The organism is Ruegeria sp. G5, from assembly GCF_056533365.1.
The window spans coordinates 97928-121007 of the sequence record NZ_JBQFOK010000002.1; the positions used below are offsets into that span (position 1 = coordinate 97928).

21 protein-coding genes are annotated in these 23080 nt (G+C 58.2%); 14 read left to right on the top strand and 7 right to left on the bottom strand.

Going from position 1 to position 23080, the window contains the following annotated elements; translation table 11 throughout:
* Positions 1 to 54 precede the first annotated feature (54 nt).
* Positions 55 to 1278: a urate hydroxylase PuuD gene (locus tag ACR0BD_RS03530; protein WP_480828926.1), complete on the bottom strand. Its 1224-nt coding sequence runs from the start codon at positions 1276 to 1278 to the stop codon at positions 55 to 57.
* 96 nt (positions 1279 to 1374) lie between these two features.
* On the opposite strand from ACR0BD_RS03530, the gene ACR0BD_RS03535 reads away from it, so the two are divergent.
* Positions 1375 to 2298 carry a LysR family transcriptional regulator gene (locus ACR0BD_RS03535; RefSeq protein ID WP_480828928.1) on the top strand — a complete coding sequence of 308 codons (924 nt, stop codon included), beginning with the start codon at positions 1375 to 1377 and terminating at the stop codon, positions 2296 to 2298.
* A gap of 207 nt (positions 2299 to 2505) precedes the next feature.
* Here the strand turns inward: ACR0BD_RS03535 and uraH are convergent, their stop codons facing one another.
* Entirely contained in the window at positions 2506 to 2859 is a 354-nt protein-coding gene (gene uraH, locus ACR0BD_RS03540) for a hydroxyisourate hydrolase (RefSeq protein WP_480828930.1), read from the bottom strand.
* Between the two features lie 209 nt (positions 2860 to 3068).
* Between uraH and puuE the strand changes: the two genes are divergently transcribed.
* Both puuE and ACR0BD_RS03550 read left to right on the top strand, forming a co-directional pair.
* The gene (gene puuE / locus ACR0BD_RS03545) at positions 3069 to 4487 is read left to right on the top strand and encodes an allantoinase PuuE (protein ID WP_480828931.1); all 1419 of its coding nucleotides are present in this window, start codon (positions 3069 to 3071) and stop codon (positions 4485 to 4487) included.
* A complete protein-coding gene (locus tag ACR0BD_RS03550; protein ID WP_480828932.1) occupies positions 4484 to 4966 on the top strand; it encodes an ureidoglycolate lyase in 483 nt (160 codons plus the stop codon). Before puuE ends, ACR0BD_RS03550 begins: the two co-directional genes overlap by 4 nt.
* Before the next feature lie 116 nt (positions 4967 to 5082).
* On the opposite strand, the gene ACR0BD_RS03555 is transcribed toward ACR0BD_RS03550, so the two are convergent.
* The 3 genes from ACR0BD_RS03555 to ACR0BD_RS03565 all read right to left on the bottom strand — a co-directional run bounded on the left by ACR0BD_RS03555 (position 5083) and on the right by ACR0BD_RS03565 (position 7370).
* Positions 5083 to 6069: a type I glyceraldehyde-3-phosphate dehydrogenase gene (locus ACR0BD_RS03555; RefSeq protein WP_480828934.1), complete on the bottom strand. Its 987-nt coding sequence runs from the start codon at positions 6067 to 6069 to the stop codon at positions 5083 to 5085.
* Between the two features lie 54 nt (positions 6070 to 6123).
* Positions 6124 to 6447: a hypothetical protein gene (locus tag ACR0BD_RS03560; RefSeq protein ID WP_480828935.1), complete on the bottom strand. Its 324-nt coding sequence runs from the start codon at positions 6445 to 6447 to the stop codon at positions 6124 to 6126.
* An 89-nt stretch (positions 6448 to 6536) separates the two neighbouring features.
* On the bottom strand, positions 6537 to 7370 hold the full coding sequence (locus ACR0BD_RS03565) for a bifunctional allantoicase/(S)-ureidoglycine aminohydrolase (protein ID WP_480828936.1): 834 nt from the start codon (positions 7368 to 7370) through the stop codon (positions 6537 to 6539).
* A gap of 176 nt (positions 7371 to 7546) precedes the next feature.
* Between ACR0BD_RS03565 and ACR0BD_RS03570 the strand changes: the two genes are divergently transcribed.
* Positions 7547 to 7903, top strand: a complete 357-nt coding sequence (locus ACR0BD_RS03570) for a hypothetical protein (RefSeq protein WP_480828937.1) — start codon at positions 7547 to 7549, stop codon at positions 7901 to 7903.
* A 7-nt stretch (positions 7904 to 7910) separates the two neighbouring features.
* On the opposite strand, the gene ACR0BD_RS03575 is transcribed toward ACR0BD_RS03570, so the two are convergent.
* Positions 7911 to 8846: a 2-hydroxyacid dehydrogenase gene (locus ACR0BD_RS03575; protein WP_480828938.1), complete on the bottom strand. Its 936-nt coding sequence runs from the start codon at positions 8844 to 8846 to the stop codon at positions 7911 to 7913.
* A gap of 127 nt (positions 8847 to 8973) precedes the next feature.
* Between ACR0BD_RS03575 and ACR0BD_RS03580 the strand changes: the two genes are divergently transcribed.
* The 4 genes from ACR0BD_RS03580 to ACR0BD_RS03595 all read left to right on the top strand — a co-directional run bounded on the left by ACR0BD_RS03580 (position 8974) and on the right by ACR0BD_RS03595 (position 12640).
* The gene (locus tag ACR0BD_RS03580; protein WP_480828939.1) at positions 8974 to 10209 is read left to right on the top strand and encodes an acyl-CoA dehydrogenase family protein; all 1236 of its coding nucleotides are present in this window, start codon (positions 8974 to 8976) and stop codon (positions 10207 to 10209) included.
* A gap of 8 nt (positions 10210 to 10217) precedes the next feature.
* Positions 10218 to 11024, top strand: coding sequence for a thioesterase family protein (locus ACR0BD_RS03585; protein WP_480828940.1), 807 nt, complete (start codon positions 10218 to 10220; stop codon positions 11022 to 11024).
* Positions 11025 to 11096: 72 nt separating this feature from the next.
* The gene (locus ACR0BD_RS03590; RefSeq protein ID WP_480707053.1) at positions 11097 to 11744 is read left to right on the top strand and encodes a DUF1007 family protein; all 648 of its coding nucleotides are present in this window, start codon (positions 11097 to 11099) and stop codon (positions 11742 to 11744) included.
* Positions 11729 to 12640: a nickel/cobalt transporter gene (locus ACR0BD_RS03595; RefSeq protein WP_480694753.1), complete on the top strand. Its 912-nt coding sequence runs from the start codon at positions 11729 to 11731 to the stop codon at positions 12638 to 12640. The genes ACR0BD_RS03590 and ACR0BD_RS03595 overlap by 16 nt, the downstream gene beginning before the upstream one ends.
* On the opposite strand, the gene truA is transcribed toward ACR0BD_RS03595, so the two are convergent.
* Positions 12637 to 13404, bottom strand: a complete 768-nt coding sequence (truA, locus tag ACR0BD_RS03600) for a tRNA pseudouridine(38-40) synthase TruA (RefSeq protein WP_480828941.1) — start codon at positions 13402 to 13404, stop codon at positions 12637 to 12639. The genes ACR0BD_RS03595 and truA overlap by 4 nt on opposite strands.
* Positions 13405 to 13511: 107 nt before the next feature.
* Between truA and ACR0BD_RS03605 the strand changes: the two genes are divergently transcribed.
* The 6 genes from ACR0BD_RS03605 (at position 13512) to ileS (ending at position 23028) form a co-directional block, all read left to right on the top strand.
* Positions 13512 to 14924 carry a YcjX family GTP-binding protein gene (locus tag ACR0BD_RS03605; protein ID WP_480828942.1) on the top strand — a complete coding sequence of 471 codons (1413 nt, stop codon included), beginning with the start codon at positions 13512 to 13514 and terminating at the stop codon, positions 14922 to 14924.
* Entirely contained in the window at positions 14921 to 15376 is a 456-nt protein-coding gene (locus tag ACR0BD_RS03610; protein WP_480828943.1) for an N-acetyltransferase family protein, read from the top strand. The genes ACR0BD_RS03605 and ACR0BD_RS03610 overlap by 4 nt, the downstream gene beginning before the upstream one ends.
* Positions 15369 to 16358 carry a YcjF family protein gene (locus ACR0BD_RS03615; RefSeq protein WP_480828944.1) on the top strand — a complete coding sequence of 330 codons (990 nt, stop codon included), beginning with the start codon at positions 15369 to 15371 and terminating at the stop codon, positions 16356 to 16358. The genes ACR0BD_RS03610 and ACR0BD_RS03615 overlap by 8 nt, the downstream gene beginning before the upstream one ends.
* A 54-nt stretch (positions 16359 to 16412) precedes the next feature.
* Positions 16413 to 17123 (top strand): VIT1/CCC1 transporter family protein, encoded by a 711-nt coding sequence (locus tag ACR0BD_RS03620; RefSeq protein ID WP_480828945.1) that lies wholly within the window; start codon positions 16413 to 16415, stop codon positions 17121 to 17123.
* A gap of 136 nt (positions 17124 to 17259) precedes the next feature.
* The gene (locus ACR0BD_RS03625) at positions 17260 to 19950 is read left to right on the top strand and encodes a DUF2339 domain-containing protein (protein WP_480828946.1); all 2691 of its coding nucleotides are present in this window, start codon (positions 17260 to 17262) and stop codon (positions 19948 to 19950) included.
* A gap of 165 nt (positions 19951 to 20115) precedes the next feature.
* Positions 20116 to 23028, top strand: coding sequence for an isoleucine--tRNA ligase (gene ileS, locus ACR0BD_RS03630; protein ID WP_480828947.1), 2913 nt, complete (start codon positions 20116 to 20118; stop codon positions 23026 to 23028).
* The last annotated feature ends 52 nt before the right edge of the window (positions 23029 to 23080 follow it).

A 23080-nucleotide genomic window follows, 5' to 3' on the forward strand; every position in this document is an offset into this window, starting at 1 on the left:
AATTTATCGCACGTAGTCTCATTTTACCCCGGATGTGGTGCTTGCGTATCGGCACTAGGACCCGGCGTTGCGGAACCATCGAATAATCGCTTCGCGATCTGCGGGCTCCATGTAGGTAACGTTGGCAGGTGGCATGGCGTGGCTTATGCCGGCCTGAAGATAAATCTGTTTTGCATTGCCCGCGATATCCGCTCGCGTTTCCAGCAAAACCCCCTTTGGGGCCCATAGAATACCTTCCCAAACCGGTTCACGTGCATGGCACATTGAACACCGACCCAGTACGATGTCATGGGCGTCTTCAAACCCGTCTGCTGCCGCGAATTTCTGCTGAGCAGGGGTGAGGGGGAGGGCCTCGGCTTCTTCCAGCGGTTTGTACATTGGCGCGGTGGATAACCACATGATCGCGATGAACAGCAGCGCTGTCGCAAGCCATGTCCAGGTCGGGTTTCCGGTGCGGGCATGGCGTGTGTTGAAATAGTGCCGGATCATGACGCCCATCAGGAAAACCAAAGCGGCGATAATCCAGTTGTATTGCGTTGCGAAAGCCAGCGGGTAATGGTTCGAAAGCATCAGGAAAACCACCGGCAGCGTCAGGTAGTTGTTGTGCGTTGATCTGAGTTTGGCGATCTTGCCGTATTTGGGGTCAGGCGTACGCCCGTTTTTCAGATCGTCGACCACGATGCGCTGGTTCGGCATGATGATGAAAAACACATTCGCAGTCATGATCGTGGCGGTGAATGCACCCAGATGCAACATCATGGCCCGGCCCGTGAAAATCTGATTGTACCCCCAGCCCATCGCCACCAGCAGAGCAAACAGCAATACCATCAGCAACGTTGGACGCTCGCCCAGTCCGGACTTGCACAGGAAATCATAGATCAGCCAACCCACAGTGAGCGAAGCGGCCGAGATCAGGATGCCCTGCCACAGCGCCAGATCCGCCTTTTGAGCGTCGATCAAATACAGCTCACCGCCGACCCAGTAGACGATCATCAGCAGGGCCGCGCCGCTTAACCAGGTTGCATAGCTTTCCCATTTGAACCAGGTAAGGTGATCCGGCATCTTTTCGGGTGCCACAAGGTACTTCTGGATGTGGTAGAAGCCGCCCCCATGAACCTGCCATTCCTCACCATCGGCGGGGCCGGGGATATTGCGGTTCAGGCCAAGATCCAAAGCAATGAAGTAGAAGGATGACCCGATCCATGCGATCGCGGTAATGACGTGCAGCCAGCGCACGGCAAAAGCCATCCAATCCCAGAATACGGCGAATTCGAACATCAGGAGTCTCTCCGGTAACTTGCCGTCACACTAGGCAAATGGGCTTTTCTTCGGTATTCCCGTATATTGTCAAACTGTATCAAAAAAAACGATAAGATGTCCTATCTCGACAATATCCGTACGTTCGTCAGGGTCTATGATTTGGGCAGCATGTCGGCTGCGGGCCGCGACCTGCGTATTTCGCCGGCTGTGACCTCGGCCCGGATTTCTCAGCTTGAGGATCATCTTGGCGTACGCCTGTTTCAGCGGACGACGCGGAACCTGTCACCGACAGAGCAGGGGCGAGCCTTCTATCCGGGTGCGGTTGCGGTGCTGGGCGCGGTTGATGAAGCCGAGGCGCAAGTTGTCCATCTGACCGAAGCCCCCAGAGGGTCGCTGTTTGTCGCCGCACCTCTGGGTGTCGGGCGGCGTTTGCTGGCACCCCATGTGCCGAATTTTCTGGCCAATTACCCCGAAATTGACGTCCGATTGCGCCTGACGGACAGGTCCGTGGACCTAACAACAGAAGGGCTGGATTTGGCATTCTTCATAGGCCAGCCCGAAGACAGCACCCTGCGTATTCGCAAGATTGCCGATTGCCAAAGGGTGCTATGCGCGTCGCCCAGCTATGTCGAACGGCGCGGTATGCCGCGCACGGGGGCAGAGTTGATTGCCAACAAACACGAATGTCTGAACCTGAGATTTCCCGGCGCGTCGGAATTTCAGTGGGTGTTGGAAACGTCGGACGGCCCCAAACGTTTCGCGGTATCCGGCCGGTTCGAGTGCGACGACGGAGATGTCCTGACAGATTGGGCTTTGTCTGGGCAGGGGATCGCGATGAAGCCGATCTTCGAAGTGGCCGAATATCTAAAAGCCGGGCGACTTGTTCCCGTCGCGGTCGAAACACCGCCTGTTTCGGTGCAGATGGCGTGTCTTTACACCCATCGCCGCCATCAGGACCCAAAAGCGCGGTTGTTTATGGAATTTATGATCGCGCGTATCAGCAAGGTAGTGATCGGCTCTGAGGTTATCGATCCATAGGTGCTCCCGCCTCTGTTGGCGCCCTGCGGGCGCTGCACAGAGTTGGGTCCGGCGCTGCGGCAGCGCCGCAGCGCGGTCGCACCTCATTCCTTAGAAAACCCCTAACAGTCTGGCGCAACCGCGCCGCGCCTGAAAGGTGCGGCGCTTGGCCCAACCGGAGAAGCCCCTAAAGGGGCGTACGACGGGCGGGAGAGGTTGGTTTTCCGCTCAGCTGCCCCGGTAGGTCGAATAGCCATATGGCGACAGTAAAAGCGGCACGTGATAATGCGCCTTGGGGTCAGACATGCCAAAACGGATCGGGATTTCATCCAAAAACAGCGGATCATCGGCAGTTTGGCCTGTGGCGCGCAGATAGTCTCCGGCAAAGAAAACAAGCTCGTACGTTCCTGTTTTGAATGCGTCCGCGGGCAAAATGGGGCTGTCCGTTCTGCCGTCTTCGTTTGTTTGCACTTCTGCCAGTTTCCGTCTGTCGTCTGATATTTCAAATAAGGCAATCCGAAGCCCTGCTGCGGGGCAACCGCGCGCCGTATCCAATACATGGGTTGTCAGATATCCAGCCAAGGGGCTCTCCTGTTTTCTAGCCGTATTTCAAGCTGTTTGCAGGGTATCCCGCATTCGTGCTCGGAAATGTTTGACATAGTCTGGGTTAAATCCTGAAACTTTGGGAATGTCGAAAGAAAAGGAAACAGCGTTCGGATTGATTTGATAATCCTGTGTTGGTTTCTGAGGTAAAGCGTAGATCACGCAGAAATATGAAGGCGAAAACAATTATGCAGCCCCCACGTTATCCCCGGGACTTGATAGGTTACGGAGCCAACCCGCCGGACCCAAAGTGGCCGGGTGGTGCAAAGCTGGCCCTTCAGATCGTGTTGAATTACGAAGAGGGCGGTGAGAATTGTATTCTGCACGGGGATGACGCGTCCGAAGCTTTTCTGTCCGAAACAGTTGGGGCCGTTCCTTGGCCCGGTCAGCGGCATAAGAATATCGAGTCGGTCTACGAATACGGGGCGCGTTCCGGGTTCTGGCGTCTGCACCGGCTGATGAACGACCTGCCGGTTACGGTATACGGGGTTGCGACCGCTTTGGCGCGCTCACCGGATCAGGTCGCCGCTATGAACTCTGCTGGATGGGAGATCGCGAGCCACGGGCTGAAATGGATCGAACACAAGGACATGCCCGAACACGAAGAACGCGCTCAAATCGCCGAGGCCATCCGCTTGCACACCGAAGTCACCGGTACGCGCCCCCGGGGTTGGTACACAGGGCGATGCTCTGACAACACAATTCGGCTGGTCGTTGAAGAGGGCGGGTTTGACTATGTCTCAGACACTTACGCCGATGACTTGCCATATTGGACTGCTGTGTCCGGGCAGGATCAATTGATTATTCCCTACACGCTTGACTGCAATGACATGCGGTTTGCGACACCGCAGGGATTCAACGCCGGGGACCAGTTCTTTTGCTACCTCAAGGACAGTTTTGATGCGCTCTATGCCGAAGGACACGCAGGCGCGCCAAAGATGATGTCCGTTGGGCTGCATTGCCGTTTGGTTGGACGGCCCGGGCGTATCATGGCTCTGAAACGCTTTCTGGACTACGCCAGAGGGCACAGTGACGTCTGGCTCGCGACGCGCTTGCAGATCGCGCAACACTGGGCGGCGACCCATCCGCCCGCAAGCCGACCCAAGCCGTCGCAAATGGAGCGTCAGAGCTTTGTCTCTCATTATGGTGGTATATTCGAACATTCCGCTTGGATCGCCGAACGTGCCTACGACCTTGAGCTGGGGCCGGCGCATGATACTGCCGGGGGGCTGCACAACGCGCTGTCCCGCGTGTTCCGGTCGGCCTCGGAGGATGAACGTTTGGGTGTCTTGACCGCGCACCCCGACCTTGCGGGAAAACTGGCGCAGGCAAAACGTTTGACCCAGGAAAGCACGTCCGAACAAGCGTCTGCAGGGTTGGATGCGCTCACAGATCAGGAGCGTGAAGCCTTTACCGATTTGAATGCGCGGTACACTCAGAAATTTGGCTTTCCTTTCATCATCGCGGTACGGGATCACGACAAAATCGGGATATTGCAATCGTTTCAACGCCGGATCGAACAGGATCGCGACACGGAATTTGCCGAAGCGTGCCGTCAGGTTGAACGCATCGCCGAGTTTCGGTTGCGGGACGTTCTGCCATCATGAAGCAGGTCAAAGCGGTTCTTTTGACACCTGAGGCTTTCGCCCCGTTCGGGGATGTCATCGAGGTTTCTGGCGCGCCGGATAAGATCATCAATCAGGGTCAGTGTGAGCGGTTCCATGATCGCGCGCGATTGGACATGTCCGATGGCCGCGCAGGGATCAGCTTGTTCGACGCCAATCCACGCTCGATGCCCTACAAACTAGAAATGGTCGAACGCCACCCGGACGGCAGTCAGGCGTTTATTCCCATGACACATCAACCCTTTCTGGTCGTTGTGGCAACGGATGAAAAGGGCAAACCCGGTGCGCTGACGGCGTTCATAACCTCTCCGGGTCAGGCCATAAACTACCACCGCGGAACGTGGCACGGGGTTCTGACACCTTTGCATGGGCCGGGCCTGTTCGCGGTGGTCGATCGGATCGGAGACGGTCCCAACCTTGAAGAACATTGGTTCGATACGCCGTATGAGATCGTAGAGTGATCGGCGCAGTCCTATGAAATAGCGAATACTTCGCCAGTCATTTGGCTTCTGGGGTTATTCTCTCAAACCAGCGACTAATCATAGAACCTTTCGGGCGGCAGAACGCTGTGGCCGTTTCAGCCCTCGGCCATGAGTTTGGCGGCATCCAGCATCCGGGCAGAGAATCCCCATTCGTTGTCGTACCAGCCAAAGACACGCACCTGATGCTCACCGATTTGGCGCGTCTCAGGTCCCGCGATGACGAGTGATTCCGGACGCGTTCGCAAGTCGGACGAGACCAAAGGTTCATCCGTCCAACCCAACACCGCAGATTTTACGACTGCTTCGCGTAGTTCCTTTTGAAAAAGGTCGGCGGCGACGCTGCGGTTCAAAGTCACAATCAGATCGACGGCTGAGACGCTAGCTGTGGGCACACGAACCGCTGCGCCCGAAATGCGACCAGCCAGATGAGGCAGAACTTCGTCAATCAAATGCATGGCGCTGGTGGTCGTGGGAACCATCGACAATGCCCCGGCGCGCGACCGAGCCAGATCGCCGCGTGGGGCATCGACCATTGGCTGGCTGTTTGTATAGCAGTGGATCGTCGTCATATGCCCCGATACGACGCCAGCCATCCCGTCCAGAACCTTGACCAGCGGTGCCAGCCCGTTGGTGGTGCAAGACGCATTCGATACGACGCAGGCGTCCCCCAACTGATCTTCGTTTGCGCCCAGAACAATTGTGACCTCGGTCGCAGGCGAGGGGCCAGAGATCAGCACTTTACGCGCGCCTGCCGTCAATCCCTGGCGCGCGACATCTGAAGTCCGCGCAACCCCTGTGCAATCCATCAAGACATCTACACCTGTCAGATCGACGCGGGACAAGTCGGCGCTGTGCGTCACGGGAATGGCTCGGCCATCAATCACGAGGTCTGTCACGCTGTGCTCAACAAGGCCTGGGTAGGGACCAAAGGTGCTGTCGTATTTGAACAGGTAGGTGCAGGTTTCAAGCGGGGCGATGTCGTTAATCAACACCAACTCAATGCCTGCATTCTGCGGCATAGCCAAAAGCTGCCGCAGAATTGTGCGGCCAATACGGCCGAATCCGTTGATCGCGAGTTTCATGCGCAAGCTATGGCAGCGCGCCCTGCCAAGCTCAATGCCCGTTTCGCGCCCGGGTTAGTTGCAGCTGACTTGCGAAAAGAACTGTCCTGAGATGTTTTGATACATGCTTCCGACGATCGGCTTGCACCCGGTTGCCTGCTGAATGGCGGCAATCGCTTGCAGCGTGCGCAGGCGTGGGGGCGGACCAAAGGGGTTGAGATTGTTATTGTCCCGCGTTGCACGATACACGACCGGAGCTTCGGAAACCTGCGTGATCGCCCAGGTGCGGCTGAAGACAGACACCGACTTGCTTTCTTCTTTCGCGATAGCGGGGGTTGGGTCAAAAGCCGTCAGGCCGACTATTGCCGCCAGTGTAAGCAGTGAACCGCGCAGTACCATTGAACAATCTCCAGTGCTAAAAAACGTGGTTATTTCACCAGATTCAGAGGCTTCTGTGAACCCCTGACGCGGAAAAAGGACGATCTGCTTCAGGGTTTTGCCAAAGTCAGCGGCATATGGCGGTTTACATCCTTGTAGAGCAGATACCGAAATCGCCCGGGGCCACCTGCGTAGCAGGCTTGTGGGCAAAATGCGCGTAGCCACATGTAATCGCCTGCCTCGACTTCCACCCAGTCCTGATTCAGGCGATAAACGGCTTTACCCTCAAGCACATAAAGCCCGTGTTCCATGACATGTGTTTCGGCAAATGGGATCACGCCACCGGGTTCAAAGGTGACAATATTGACGTGCATGTCGTGACGCAGGTCCTGCGGATCAGCAAAGCGTGTCGTGGCCCAACGCCCCTCGGTTCCGGGCATGGCAATTGGGGTGATGTCGCGTTCGTTCGTGATGATCGGGTCCGGGGCGGGCAAGCCCGGAACGCCTTGATAAGCCTTGCGAACCCAGTGAAACCGCGCAGTATCGCGCCCGTGGTTGCGCAAGCTCCAGTCCGAACCGGCAGGGATATAGGCGTAGCCCCCGGTTTCGAGCGTGTGTGTGTCTCCTGCAAGAACCAATGTTACCTTACCCTCGACGACAAACAAAACGCCTTGGGCTTGTGGATCGGTCTCGGGGCGGTCACTTCCCCCGCCGGGCTGCACTTCCATGATGTACTGCGAGAACGTCTCGGCAAAGCCGCTGAGGGGCCGCGACAGAACCCAAAGTCGTGTTTCTTCCCAAAAGGGTAAATAACTGGTCACAATATCGCGCATCGTGCCTTTCGGGATGACGGCATATGCGTCCGTGAACATGGCACGGTCGGTCAAAAGCTGGTCTTGTCCGGGATGTCCGCCTGTCGGCGCATAGTAGCTTGGCTGTGCCATTCGGTGCCTCTGGGTGATGTTTTGGGCACTATGGGCGGATTGATCTTTCTCTCCTAGCGTCAGAGTCGCGATAGGTTTGTTCGGGATTATTTGAAGGTTGGGCAACAGGGCTTGGCCCCAACCTGTTGCCGGTATAACCTTGAACGCAAATCTATTTCGAAAAAGGCGAGGCGATCATGAAAGCCCGATTTACGACCATTCTGGCGGCGATGGCCGTTGCAGTGTCCGGTATGGCTGCCGAAGCCAAGCCACTGTCCAGAATCATTGCAGAAATGGGATTGAGCCCGGACGACTTTAACGTGGTGAACGCCACGGCGGATGCGATGTTTGAAGGTGGCACGCCTCAGGTCGGCACCGAGCGCGCTTGGTCCAACGCGGACAGTGGGTCGCAGGGAACCATTCGCGTAGAAGACGTCAAAGACAATTGCGTGTACCTGCAGCACGTCGTCCAGCCCGGAGACACCGACCAAACCCGCGAAGTCAGAACGCGCAGATGCCGGACGGCCGAGGGCAACTGGATCCTGACGCCCTGATCACAGGTCAGTAGCCGCGCGTACGGTCAACTTCGTGCAACAATGCCGAACCCGCTTTCAGGCGCAGAAAGTTCTCGGCCACGTCTCGCATTGCGTCGCCCAAATGCCAGCCTGAAACGTGTGGCGTGATCGTGACGCCGGGATGCGACCACAACGGGCTGTCTGCGGGCAGGGGTTCTGTTGAAGTAACGTCCAGCACTGCATGACCCGGCGTTCCCGTGTTCAGGGCCTCAATCAACGCTCTTTCGTCAATCAGATCACCGCGCCCTGCGTTCAGCAATTGGCTGCCGGGCTTCATTTTGGCCAGCATCTGGTCGTCGAACAAACCGATGGTGTCTGGTGTCGAAGGCAGGATGGCGCAGACATGATCGCATTGGCGCAACAGCTCGGGCAACGCGTCGTCTCCATGCAAGCAAGTGACGCCTTCGATCTGCTTTGGCGATCTGCTCCATCCCATGACTTGAAAGCCGACATCTCGCAGCATTTTGGCGCTTCGCGCGCCGATATGACCAAGCCCCAACACGCCAACCACCGTCTCAGCAGCCTGTAGCGGAGCCTTTGGAACCCATTCGGCGCGGCGCTGGGCGGCTTCGTGGAACGGGATGTGCCGCTGATGACGCAAGATGTAGGCAACGAACCACTCTGCAATGCCCTGCGCAGGTGCATCGGGTTTCAGACGGGCGACACGCACGTGATCCGGCAGCGCGGGGTTTCCGACGATGGTTTCCACCCCGGCCCCCAATTTCTGAACCAGCTCAAGGTTCGGAAGTCTGGCCGGTTGATCCTGACTTAATCCAACCAGCGCGATCATCGTGATCTCGTTTGCGTTTCCGATATCGCCTGGCGTTCTTACGTCCAAGTCTGGGTGCAGCTCTCGGATCTGGTCGGCGATTTCCTTGTCGCTGATCCAATCGGACAACCCTGTTTCAATCAACAACGCCATTTTGGCCACTCCCTGTGTCATTTGGTCTGAATTGACGTTCCGTCACCCAACTGGACATTCCATCGGCAGCTAAGTCATTCTCAGGCCAAAGGTAAAGCCCGCGCACCGGGTCGGAGGAGGAAAAACCATGAGCATGTCATTCGGCCTGCGCGAGGAAAACAGCCAGTTGCTTCAACGCGTGGTGGATATGATCCGTGATGAGATCATGCCGCTTGAGGCAGAGTATCTTGAGGAAATCAGCAAGGGCGATCGTTGGCAGTACACGGCCCGGCAGGCGGAAATTCTGGAAGGTCTCAAGGCAAAGGCCAAGGCTGCGGGCTTGTGGAACTTCTGGTTGACGGACAGCGACAAGGGTTTTGGTCTGACCACCGTGGAATACGCCTATTTCGCTGAGGAAATGGGGAAAACACCGCTTGGTGCCGAGGTGTTCAACTGCTCGGCCCCCGATACAGGTAACATGGAAGTCTTTGAGCGCTATGGGACAGAGCGCATGAAAGAGCAGTGGCTGAAACCGTTGCTGGAAGGCGAAATTCGATCAGCTTACCTGATGACCGAACCGGATGTCGCGTCGTCCGACGCGACGAATATCGCAATGTCCTGCGTTCGGGATGGCGATGACTATGTCCTCAATGGTGAAAAATGGTGGTCATCAGGGGCAGGCGATCCGCGGTGCAAAGTCTACATCGTTATGGTCAAAACCGCGGGTGAAGAGCAGCCCAAGCACAAACGGCAGTCGATGATCGTTGTACCCGCCGACACGCCCGGGATCGAGGTTTTGCGCCCGATGGAGGTTTACGGCCACGACGATGCCCCGCACGGGCATATGCACATCCGTTTCACCAATGTCCGTGTTCCTGCCCAGAACATTTTGTTGGGTGAAGGGCGGGGGTTCGAGATCGCGCAAGGTCGTCTTGGACCCGGGCGCATTCACCACTGCATGCGCGCTATTGGTCAAGCCGAGATAGCTTTGGAACAGATGTGCAAAAGATCGCTGCAGCGTGAGGCGTTTGGCAAAAAGCTGGCGCAGCTTGGGGCAAATTTCGACATCATTGCCGAATGCCGGATGGAGATCGAAATGGCCCGCTTACTATGTCTCAAAGCTGCGTGGTTCATGGATCAGGGCGACGCGCGTGCTGCGGCCCCTTGGATCAGCCAGATCAAGGTCGTGGCCCCGCGCGTGGCGCTCAAAGTGATTGACGAGGCGGTGCAGATGTTTGGCGCACAGGGGATCAGTCAGGATACCCCGTTGGCCGCCGCCTGGACTCATGTCCGGACCCTCAGGCTGGCGGACGGGCCCGACGCGGTGCATCGCCGCCAAGTTGCCCGGGCCGAACTGAAAAAGCACACGCAGGAAAAAGTCTGAGGGCTGGAATGGTATCGAACCCGGATCTGACCCAGCAGGCCTATTTCCACGTCAGCGCGGACGGCGCTTTTGTGGGCAACGATCCTGCGCGGGGGCCGTGGTCAGCGGATCATTGTCACGCGGGTCCCGTCAGTGGATTGATCGTGCGCGCAGCCGAAACCGAGGTCGGCCCGGACAAGATGTTGACCCGTCTGACCGTTGATCTTTTGCGCCCGCTACCCCTGTCGGGCTTGCGCGTGGCCGCCGAGACCAAGCGCCACACCAAAACCTTGGCGACAACCCGTGTGACGGTGCATGATCTGGACGACACCTTATGCGCAACAGCCACAACGATGCATCTGGTGCGCCGGGATTTGGGCGCTGTTCCCAACGTCAGTTTGCCGGCTCCGCGGCTTGCGGACGCCGTTACCGGCCCGTTCCCGATTGGTGAGACACGTCACGACCTGCCAGGCTTCGCTAACCATTCCGAGATTCTGTATCCGGCGGGTGGCAATCAGGGCGTTGGTCCCAAGGTCGTCTGGATGCGGACACCGCAACTGCTTGCCGATGAAATGCAGTCGCCGATACAAGCGCTGTGTCCTTTGGCGGATTGCGGTAACGGGATTTCATGGAATGCGCCAACGACTGAGATGGGTTTCATGAATACCGATCTGACCGTCCAGGTACATCGCGAGCCGGTATCGGACTGGCTGGCATCGGATTCCATCTGCCACTGGCAGCCATCAGGAATCGGCATGTCTCAGTCAGTTCTCTACGACACCGAGGGCCCCGTTGGTACGGCCTTGCAAACGCTGGTCCTGTTCCCGCCCCGGTAATCACAGGCCGGTTTCCGCACGCTAACGCAAATGCGCATTGTCCCGTGCGGGCCAAGCCCCTATCTTTCGCGCATGCGCTGGTTTGTGACCCTATTGACCTTGAGTGCGCCGATCCCGGCGCTTGCCCACCCTCATGTCTTTATCGACACAGGGTTAGAATTCATCGTGGATGAGACGGGGCAATTGACGCATGTGCGTGTCACTTGGGCTTATGACGAGTTCTACTCGTTGTTGGTGCTCGAGGACATGAAGCTGGATCAGGATGCCGACGGTATTCTGACCGAAGGTGAAAAGGGATTCCTCGCCGGTTTCGATGCTCATTGGATTGACGGTTATAACGGCGACTTGGTTGTAACGGCAGACGGACAGCCTGTGACCCTTTCCGGTCCGCTGGAGCCCAGTGCGACGACCGAAGATGGGCGCATCGTGACGTCCCATCTTCGCGCTGTCGAGGGTGGCGCAGTGGCTGCGGTCGATCTGTCCGCAAAGCCCTTTGATGAATCCTATTACACGGCCTACGAAGTGACGCGCGCGGTTACGGTAACCGGGCCTGAGGCGTGCCAGATCGACCGGGTCGATCCGGACATAGACGGGCAACTGGCGCAAATGCAGGCTTTCTTACGCACCTTGGATGCCGATTACGACCTCGCAGAGAATGATATCCCACTGGTCGGCGAAAGCTTTGCAACCGAGATCAGAGTTTCATGTCCAAGTACCTGATTGTTCCCGTAACTCTGGCGATCGGATTGCTGCTGTGGTTCTGGGGAAGCGGAGGGTTTGATCACCTCGCAGCCTGGGCCGCGGGTGAGCAGCGCGAGTTTCAGAACCAGATTGCCCGCTCTCTGCGCGCTGCGCGGGCCGAACAACCTGAGGCGGTCGCGACACTGTTGACGGTTTGTTTTGCATATGGGTTTTTCCACGCAATCGGACCCGGCCACGGCAAGGTATTGATTGGGGGCTATGGGTTGGGTCGACGCGTTGCGTTCTGGCGCCTGTCGGCAATCAGTGTTCTGTCCAGTCTTGGACAGGCCGTAACGGCGGTTGTGCTGGTCTATGCCGGTGTTCTGGTTTTCCAGATGTCCCGTGAAAGCCTGGTTGGAACCACCGAGCGAGTCATGGCGCCCATCAGCTATGGTGCGATCGTAGCGATCGGTTTGTGGCTGGTTTTCAGGGCGTTGCGAAGCTTTGCCAAGCGATATCGGGCGGATAAATCAAACCATCACCATCACCACCATGACGATCACGACGTTTGTTCTGATTGTGGTCATCGTCATGGCCCGACGGCCGAAGAGGTTGCCCAAGTTGGCTCGTTCAAAGAAGCGGCGGTATTGATTGCAGGCATTGCGGCGCGCCCCTGCACCGGCGCGTTGTTCGTATTGATTCTGACATGGCAAATGGGGATTGCGATGGTTGGGGTGGCTGGCGCTTTCGCAATGGCCTTGGGCACGGCTTTGGTCACAACCCTGGTCGGCTGGACGTCACTTGGCCTGCGTGGCGGGTTGCTTGCCTCGGCCTCGGCCACGCGTTTTGCGCAAGTTCTCGCCCCTACGATCGAACTGGTCGCGGGTCTGTTGATTGCGGTGATTGCCAGCGGGCTGCTGTTGCGAGCGATCTAGTCGAATACCGGCTTAGGGTAGCCGACGCGTGCAAGATAAAGGCCCTGCGGTGGGCAAACCGGCCCGCAGGCCGAGCGATCGGCAGCCTCAAGCGCAATCCGGACATCCTGCGGCGTCCACGCGCCTGCGCCGACACGTTCCAGAGTGCCAACAAAACTGCGCACCTGATTGTGCAGGAACGATCGGGCCCGAACGTGGAAATGAACCTCTGGCCCGGAAAACCCGGTGACGGCCTCGACCCGCAATTCATCCAGGGTTTTTACCGGGCTTGCAGCTTGGCAAATCGATGAGCGGAACGTGGTAAAATCATGCCGGCCAATCAACATATCTGCGCCCGCCTGCATCGCAGGCACGTCCAACTGGTGGTTGATCTGCCAGACTTGGCCCGCGTCGTGGGTCGCGGGCGCACGGCGCATCAGAATGCGGAATAGGTACTGCCGCTCAAGCGCTGAAAACCGCGCATGCCAATCGTCGTCAACCCGCGCAGCCTGCACGATAGCGACCGGTTGCGGCTTAAGGTGGTAATTCAAAGCACCCGACAAACGAAACGGATCCCATTCCTTGTCCAGATCGCAATGGGCGACCTGACCCAATGCGTGCACTCCGGCGTCCGTGCGACCGGCGGCGGCGATTGTATGCGCGCCCGACTGGATGCGTGACAGGGCCTGCTCGATCGCGCCCTGAACGGACGGCTGATCCTTTTGCCGTTGCCAACCTGCGAACGGTTCCCCTTGGTATTCGACTTTCAAAGCGTATCTTGGCATGCGCCGCTGGTAACGCGACATGTGGATACGGGCAAGAGCGGGAAAGCGCTGGCAGTTCTCGCAACGGCTACCTATCTTGAGAAAAACGATAAAAGCGGGGCGACGGTTTGGTCATCTCTACCTTGGCAGACAGCGTGGTGCGCGGTGTTGAATCCGTCGGCGACAGCGTGTCTGAGGCTTTGTTCGAACCTGTTATCCGTTTGGGTGTAACGGGTCTGGCGCGTTCTGGCAAAACGGTGTTCATCACGTCTTTGGTTGCGAACCTGCTGGATCGCGGCCGGATGCAAGGGTTGGTGGCGCAACAGGAGGGCCGGATCAATACGGTTTACCTGCAACCTCAGCCCGACGACACGGTGCCGCGTTTTGACTATGAAAACCACTTGGCCGCTTTGACGGGCCCGGAACCGGTTTGGCCCGACAGCACACGCGCCGTGTCCGAGCTGCGCCTGTCTTTCAAAGCCCGGCCTTCCGGGTTGTTGTCGGGCCTTCAGGGTCCAAGGACCGTACATCTGGATATTGTCGACTATCCCGGTGAATGGCTGCTGGACTTGGCCTTGCTGGAAAAAACCTACGAGGACTGGTCGTCAGAGACATTGGCGCGCATGTCTGACCGGGCCGAAGCGTCGGCCTTTCTGGCCCGCGCAAAAGCCGCCGAACCGGATGGGGCGCATGACGAACCCACGGCACAATCGCTGTCTGCGGCATTTGCCGAATATCTGGGCGCGGCTCGCGATGCCGGGTTCTATGACTGTACGCCCGGTCGCTTTTTGCTGCCGGGTGATCTAGCCGGGTCGCCGGTGCTGACCTTTGCGCCTTTGCCCGTGGATGGCCCGGCCCCCAGACGCAGTCTTCATCGCGAAATGGCGCGCCGGTATGAGGCTTATAAATCTCGGGTCGTCAAACCGTTCTTTCGGGACCATTTCGCCCGGATCGACCGACAGGTTGTCCTTGTCGACGCGCTGGGCGCAATCCACAAAGGGCCGCAAGCTGTCGAGGATATGCGCCGCGCGATGGCGGATATCCTGTCGGCGTTTCGTCCGGGCCGCAATGCGTGGTTAAGCCGTTTGTTGCTTGGCAGACGTGTCGAGCGCATCTTGTTTGCTGCGACCAAGGCGGACCACCTGCATCATCAGCAACATCAGCGCCTGACCAGCATCATGGAGGCATTGACCCGCGACGCTCGTGATCGCGCAAGCTTTGCCGGAGCCGAAACAACGGCTTTGTCGATTGCCGCCCTGCGCGCCACAACCGAAGAGATTCGCAAACATGACGGGGTCGAGCTTCCTTGTGTTCGGGGAACCCTTTTGGATGGCAAGCAGGCGGCGTTCTACCCGGGTGAATTACCCGACGATCCGGGAAAGCTGCTGAATGCTGCCCGAAGCGGGGCCAACAGCTGGCTGGACGCGGATTATGGTTTCATGACGTTTGCCCCCGCGCATCTGAACCTGCGCCCGGGTGATGGCCCCCCTCATATCCGTTTGGATCGGGCCGCACAGTTCCTGATCGGAGATAAGCTGTGAGCTTCGTCTTGCGCTCTGCCCGCAGTACGGACGCTGGTGCGACTGGCGAGATTTTGCACGGCTTCGCACGAGAAAACGATTGGATGCCCGAACTTCATTCGTGCGCAGAAACAATCGCATTCTGTGGCCGTATGATTGATCAGGATTGGGTCACAGTTGCTGAGCTTGAGGGCAGAGTTGTAGGATTTCTGGCGTTGAACGGAGACGAGATACACTCGCTTTACCTGTCCCCCAATGCGCGTGGGCAAGGCATAGGAAAGCACCTGTTGGAGATGGCAAAAAACCGACGGGCGCGGCTTTCGCTGTTCGCTTTTCAGGCGAATTTGCCAGCCCGTCGCTTTTACGAGCGTAATGGATTTTCTGAGGTCTCTCGCAGCGATGGGGCCGAGAATGATGAAAACTTGCCGGACATCAAATACGTCTGGACATGCGAAGGGACAGACAATGGCTAAGGGTCCGGTTCTGATTGATCTTGAGGCCGATGATGCGCCTGTAGACGTGGCGCAGGCCCCTCCGGTGCCGGATGTGGCGCAACCGCAAGGTCAGGCAATGCAAAGCGCTGCGCGTATTGCTGCGCGGCGACCATCGGCGCTGTCGAGATGGTTTTGGGGGCTCGCTCTGGCGGTGCTTGGCGCAGTGGTGTCCGTCGCTGCGTGGGACTTTGTCAATGCATTGCTACTACGTGCACCGGTGGTGGGATGGATCGTCACCGGATTATTTGCGGCGTTGGTTCTTGTTGCATTGATCATCGCCGCACGTGAGCTTGCCGCCATCGCGCGGTTATCGCGGGTTGATGACATACGCCAATCTGCCGACACCGCATTGGCGGACGAAGATCTGGCGCAAGCACGTGCGGTAACCGATCGCCTGATCGCTTTTTACAAAGGTCGGGATGAAACCAAATGGGGCAGGCACCGCCTGACCGAACGGATGGGCGAGCAGTTCGACGCGTCCGGGTTATTGACCCTGGCCGAGGATGAATTGCTGGCCCCCCTGGACGCCGCTGCCAGTCGCGAGGTAGAAGCCGCCGCCCGTCAGGTCGCCACCGTCACGGCGCTGGTTCCTTTGGCTTTGGCAGATGTCGCCACAGCGCTGGCCGCGTCGCTGCGGATGATCCGACGGATTGCGGAAATCTATGGCGGTCGGGCCGGTTTTCTTGGTAGTTGGCGGCTGACGCGGGCGGTTTTCGTTCATTTGGTCGCGACCGGGGCAGTGGCCGTTGGGGATGACCTGCTGGAACCTGTTTTGGGTGGATCGGTCCTTAGCAAGCTATCGCGGCGATTTGGCGAAGGTCTGGTGAATGGCGCACTAAGTGCACGTGTGGGTGTCGCTGCAATGGAAGTTTGCCGACCGCTACCCTTTTCCCAGCGGCACAAGCCGTCGACGCGCGGAATGATCAAGCGCGCCCTTGCGGGGTTGTTCTCGAAAACTTGACCTGCCGCAAGGAACTGACGTCTGCTGGATGGCATAGAAAAGCCGGAGCCAGCCATGACCGAGCACGGACACAGCCAGCAGGAAATAACAGACCGTATAAATGCGCCACCGGGACGGGGCGTTTTGCGAGATGTGGTTTACGGAGGGATCGACGGGTCTGTAACGACCTTTGCCATCGTCGCAGGTGTAGCCGGGGCAGGGTTGTCACCGTTCATCATTGTAGCCCTTGGATTGGCGAATGTACTGGCGGATGGGTTTTCGATGGCCGCTGGCAATTATTCCGGCACCAAGGCCGAGCTGGACAACATCCGTCGCATTCGTGCGATCGAAGAGCGTCACATCCACCTCTATCCCGATGGCGAAAGGGCAGAAGTGCGCGCGATACTGGCCCAAAAAGGTCTGTCGGGACGGGTTCTGGAAGAAGCCACCGACGCGATCACTACCAACCATGACAACTGGATCAACCTGATGATCGAGGGTGAATATGGTCTGGGCAGTGTTGATCCCCACCCGCTAAAAGCCGCGATGGCGACGTTTCTGGCGTTTTTGGTGGCTGGAATGGTCCCGTTGTTGCCTTTTTTGTTCTCTATGGACCGGGCCTTTGTTCTGTCGGCCTGGATGACCATGGCTGTGTTTTTTGCAATCGGGGCTTTGAAAAGCCGCTGGTCTCTGGCCCCGTGGTGGCGATCCGGCGTTGAGACCCTCTTGATCGGTGGCGCGGCAGCGGCAATCGCCTATTGGGTCGGATCACTGTTCCATCCCTGAAAGGAACTTCACTCTGCTTATCCACCTTCAGGGCCTGCATTAACCTGCTGACTAAGCGGGATACATCCGGATTTACGGACTATGAACAGAAGTTTGCGCGCGATAGCTTCAGGTCATTATCACTTGGAGAATTTGTTTGGAATCGTTGCTTGTACTTGCCGGTCTGATCGTGATGGCCATCCCGGTTGCGATCATCTTCCTGTTGGTTGCTCATATGAGGCTACGCAGGCGGGTAGAGCAGTTGGAACATCAACTGGCAGAGCAAACGCTTGAGGCACCCATTCAAGTTCCTGAACCAACCGAATCTGTTGAGGTGAAGCCCTCAAAAAGGCCTTGGGGACCAGCCCCGGAAGATCGTGTAGCAACCAAAGATGTACTGCCCGAAGGTACCGACAACACACCTGCTGCTGTCGTTCTACGCGAGGATCGGTTTTCTGCATTGGGCGCCTGGCTGCGCGAGAACTGGTTTTATGCAGTTTCGGCGCTTTCCTTGGCGCTGGCCGGGATATTTCTTGTTCAATATGGGGTCGAGAGTGGGCTCTTGCCGCCTCCCGCTCGGGTGATCGCAGCGCTTGGGTTTGGCTTCGCGTTGATTGTTGCGGGTGAAGTTGTCCGCCGTCGCTTTGGTGATGATGAAAGCACGTCCACCGCCTATCTGCCGTCCGTGTTTTCGGGTGCGGGGCTTGTCACCTTGTTTGGCGCCATCCTAGCCGCACGTCAGCTCTATGACTTGATCGGACCCCAAACCGCTCTTTCCGGCATGATAGGTGTTGCGTTGATCGGGTTGGTATTGGGTTGGTTTCACGGACCCTTGCTTGCAGCGGTGGGTTTGATTGGCGCATTCATGGGCCCGTTCGTTGTCGGAGGATCATCCGAGGATCCCACTTGGTTATACGGCTATTTCTTTGTGATCGCCGTTTTGGGTTTGGGAATAGACACCGTGCGCCGATGGGCGTGGGTTTCGGTGCTGGCGCTGGTCGGGGCCTATGGCGCGGCGTTCCTGATGGTTGTGTCTTCGCCGTCGACTGAACCTGCGTACTTAACCACTGTGACGGCCCTTGCGCTGATCGCCATTGTAATTCCTGTTCGAAGCATCTGGCCCAATCACTCCGGGCCAATGATCTCCGAGGCTATCTGGCGTCACAAAGGCGATCCGTGGCCTCATTTTCCGACCCGTCTGGCCTTTGGTTCGGTCGCGACCACTTCTGTTATCTTGTCGATCCATTGGGCGGACTCAGTCGCAGAGTTCTGGTTGAGCATCGTGTTACTGGCCGGATTGACCTTAGCGTTAGTCCTTTGGGCAAGAGGCGCGCGTGCTTTGCAGGACACGGCCATGATACCGGGACTGGGTCTGATCTGGTTTGTGCTTATGCACGGTTTGGACAAGGGCGCAGCATTTCAGGCATTCGCTGAGACTTACGCGGAAACTGCCGAGGCAGATTATCCTATGGTCATCACGGCTTTGGTCGTGATTGGTGCGGCCATCAGTGTGTCGGCAGCGTGGCGATCGCTGAATGGCGGGCGCTATTCAAAGGTTTGGGCGGGGGCGGCCGCAGTGTTCGCACCGTCGTTGGCCATTGCCGTGGAAATTGGCTGGCGCCCCGCGCAAGTAATAGGGGCGTACCCTTGGGGACTTCACGCAATTGCACTGGGCGCGATGATGGTCTGTTGGGCGGAGCGGTTCGCGCGGGTTGACGGGGACGATCGCATGCGTCCGGCTCTGGCAACCCTTTCTGCGCTGTCCTGTCTGAGTTTTGCTTGCATCATCGTGCTCAGCTCAGCTGCGCTCACAGTGGCCTTGGTTGTCATGATCGTTGCTGCCGCGGCGCTGGACCGGCGGTTTAATCTGCCTGCGATGAGTTGGTTCATCTGGGCCGGGGTCTTTACTGTGACGGTGCGGTTGGTCCTGAACCCCGGGCTCAAATGGGCCGAAGCGGCCCCGCTCAGCGAGATGACGATGGTCTATCTGGCCGCGGTGATCGGTTTTGTCGTCAGTTGGTGGCTTCTGAAACCGCTAAAGCGCCCCGTTGCGATCCTACTATTAGAGAGCGCTGCGTGGGCGACGGCAGGTATCTTGCTGTCACTGCTTCTGTTGCGCTGGCTTGAGGGCTTTGGTGAGGGTGGCGCAGATGACAGCCATTGGGGGCTGGGTTTGCTGGCAGTCATCTGGCTGCTGCTGGCTTATGCGCAGGTGCAAAGGTTCGAACTGGGCGGCAAACTGAATTACGCGCGCTACCTGCTGGCCGCATTTTTTGCAGCACATGGTGTCGCACGGCTGGGGCAGGCGCTGTCCGAAGCCAATCCGCTGCTTAACCCAATGGCCGATCCAGTTTTGGGGCCGCCGGTACTGAACACCCTTGCAGTTGCGTATTTGTTGCCGGCTCTGGCGATTGGTTTTTCCGCCTGGCGGATTGTTACGGCACCTGCACTGCTAAGGCGGATCAGCTTTGGGGCGGCCGCCGCGTTGGTCGCTGTTTGGTTGGGGCTCGCGATCCGTCATGCCTGGCAAGGCGCGGGTGGTATGTTTGAGGGCAACGGCGTCACGCAGCCCGAACTTTACACCTATACGCTTATTCTCCTGTTGATTGGGGCAGTGCTTTTCTATCAATCTCTGGCGCGCCAGTCCGATTTGATGCGTAAGGCGGGCTTGGTCGTTATCGGGTTGGCTGTCGCGAAGGTGTTTTTGATTGATATTTCGGGCTTGGGCGGGTTGATCAGGGTGTTTTCGCTGCTTGTTTTGGGACTTGCGTTGGCCGGTCTGGCTTGGCTCAACCGGTGGGCGCAGCTGCGCCATTCGCCGCATGGGTCGGAACCTCTGGACCATTGAGGGCGGGCGTCTTATAAGCGCGGCCATGTATGACCAGATGGCCATCATTATTCGAATTATATCCCCGGCGCTCTGACATCCTGAGACGCCGGGCAAAGGTGTTTGAGACTTCGCACCGACCGCTTCGATCCATACGACGACCAGATCATCCAAAGGACGCTCCCAATGTGCGCCGACACGATCCAGACACCTGACTACAAAGACACGCTGAACCTGCCCAAAACTGACTTTCCCATGCGCGCTGGTCTGCCCAAGCGCGAACCTGCATGGTTGGAGCGGTGGGAAACAATCGGCGTCTATGACCGCTTGCGTGAGAAAGAGGGCCGCGCGCCCTTTACTCTGCACGATGGCCCTCCCTACGCGAATGGTCACCTGCATATCGGCCACGCGCTGAACAAGACCATCAAGGACATGATCGTGCGGTCGCATCAGATGATGGGCTTTGACGCGCGTTACGTACCCGGCTGGGATTGTCATGGTCTGCCGATCGAATGGAAGATCGAGGAACAGTACCGCAAGAAGGGTAAGAACAAAGACGAGGTGAACATCGTCGACTTCCGTCAGGAATGCCGCAAGTTCGCCGAGGGCTGGATCGACATCCAACGCGAAGAGTTCAAGCGTCTGGGCATCACCGGCAACTGGCCCGATCCCTACATCACCATGGACTATCACGCCGAGGCCGTGATCGCCGACGAGTTCATGAAGTTCCTGATGAACGGCACACTTTATCAGGGCTCAAAACCTGTGATGTGGTCGCCGGTCGAGAAGACTGCTCTGGCCGAGGCCGAGGTTGAGTATCACGACAAGGAAAGCTTTACCGTTTGGGTAAAGTTCAAGGTCGTTAATGCGGGCGATCTGGACGGCGCGTTTGTCGTGATCTGGACGACGACCCCTTGGACCATGCCGTCGAACAAGGCGGTCGTGTACGGCGAGGACATCTCGTATGGCCTATACGAAGTCACCGGCACGCCTGAGGAATGCTGGGCCAATGTGGGCGATAAGTTCCTGCTGGCCGACAATCTGGCGGCGGATGTTCTGGGTCGCGCCCGTCTGAACGACGACCAGTGGACCCGTGTCCGCGACGTGACCACGGATGAGCTGGAGGGTGTGCAACTGACCCACCCGCTGGCCGGGGCCGAGGGTGGCAATGGCGAATGGGATGACATTCGCGACTTCCGCGCCGCTGAGTTCGTGACCGATACCGAGGGCACCGGCTTTGTCCACTGTGCGCCGTCGCACGGGATGGAGGAATTCGAGCTGTATCGCGATCTGGGGATGCTGGAACAGGTCATCACCTATAACGTGATGGATGAGGGTTCGTTCCGCGCTGATCTGCCGTTCTTTGGTGGCAAATACATCCTGTCCCGCAAGGGCGGCGAGGGTGACGCCAACAAAGCGATCATCGACAAGCTGGCCGAGGTCGGCGGGCTGTTGGCGCGCGGCAAGATCAAGCACAGCTATCCGCATTCGTGGCGCTCGAAAGCTCCGATCATCTATCGCAACACGCCGCAGTGGTTTGCATCCGTTGACCGCAAGCTGGACGATGGTATGGGCGAGATGGGCGACACCATCCGCGAACGCGCCCTGCGCTCGATTGATGAGTTGGTGAAGTGGACGCCGCAGACCGGTCGTAACCGCCTGTATTCGATGATCGAAGCCCGTCCGGATTGGGTTCTGTCCCGCCAGCGTGCGTGGGGCGTTCCCCTGACCTGTTTCACCAAGAAGGGTGCTCTGCCGACCGACTCGGATTACCTGCTGCGGAACGCAGACCTGAACGCCCGCATCAAGGCAGCGTTCGAGAAAGACGGCGCGGATATCTGGTACACCGACGGGTTCAAAGAGACGATCCTCGACGGCATCGCCAACCCCGACGACTACGATCAAGTGTTCGACGTGCTGGACGTGTGGTTTGACTCCGGTTCGACCCATGCATTCGTTCTGCGCGACCGTGAAGACGGCACCGAAGACGGCATCGCCGATGTCTACATGGAAGGTACCGACCAGCACCGCGGGTGGTTCCACTCGTCGATGTTGCAGGCCTGCGGTACCAAAGGCCGCGCGCCCTACCGCAACGTGGTGACCCATGGCTTCACGCTGGATGCCAAGGGCAACAAGATGTCCAAATCGCTGGGCAACACCATCGTGCCGGAAGAGGTCGTGAAGCAATACGGCGCGGATATCCTGCGTCTGTGGGTGGCGCAGACCGACTATACCGCCGACCAGCGGATTGGGCCGGAGATTCTGAAGGGCACTGCCGACAGCTATCGGCGCCTGCGCAACACAATGCGGTTCATGCTGGGCTCATTGGCTGATTTCAGCGAAGCGGATCGGGTTGCGCCCGAGGATATGCCGCGTCTGGAACGCTGGGTGCTGAGCCGTCTGGCTGAGCTGGATGAGCAGGTGCGCAATGGCTATGCCGCGTTCGACTTCCAGGGCGTGTTCAGCGCAGTATTCACCTTTGCCACGGTCGATCTGTCCTCGTTCTATTTCGATGTGCGAAAGGATGCGCTGTACTGCGACGGTGATAACCTGCGTCGCCGCGCTGCGCGCACCGTGCTGGATATCCTGTTCCATCGCCTGACCACTTGGCTGGCCCCGGTTCTGGTCTTTACCATGGAAGAGGTTTGGCTGGAGCGGTTCCCGGGCGATGACAGCTCAGTCCATCTGGTGGATTTCCCGGACACGCCTGCCGATTGGCGTAACGCCGAGTTGGAAGCCAATATGTCCAAGGTGCGTCGCGTCCGCCGTGCGGTCACCGCCGCGCTTGAGGTACAGCGTCAGGACAAGGTGATCGGCTCCAGCCTTGAGGCTGCGCCAATCGTTCATGTCGAAGATCAGGAAACACGTGATCTGCTGGCGACTTTCGATGTCGATGACATGTGCATCACCTCGGGCCTGACCGTAACTGGCGATCCGGCCCCGGCCGAAGCTTTCCGTGTGCCGGAAATCGAAGGGGTTGCAGTGGTCTTTGAAAAGGCCGAAGGCGAGAAATGCCAGCGCTGCTGGAAGATTTTGCCAGATGTGGGTCGCCACGCGCATGACGGTGTCTGCGGACGTTGCGATGAGGCACTAAGTTAAGTCCGCCTTTTCGCGGGTGTCCTGAGAGTTTTGCGAGGCTCTGCCTCGCGCT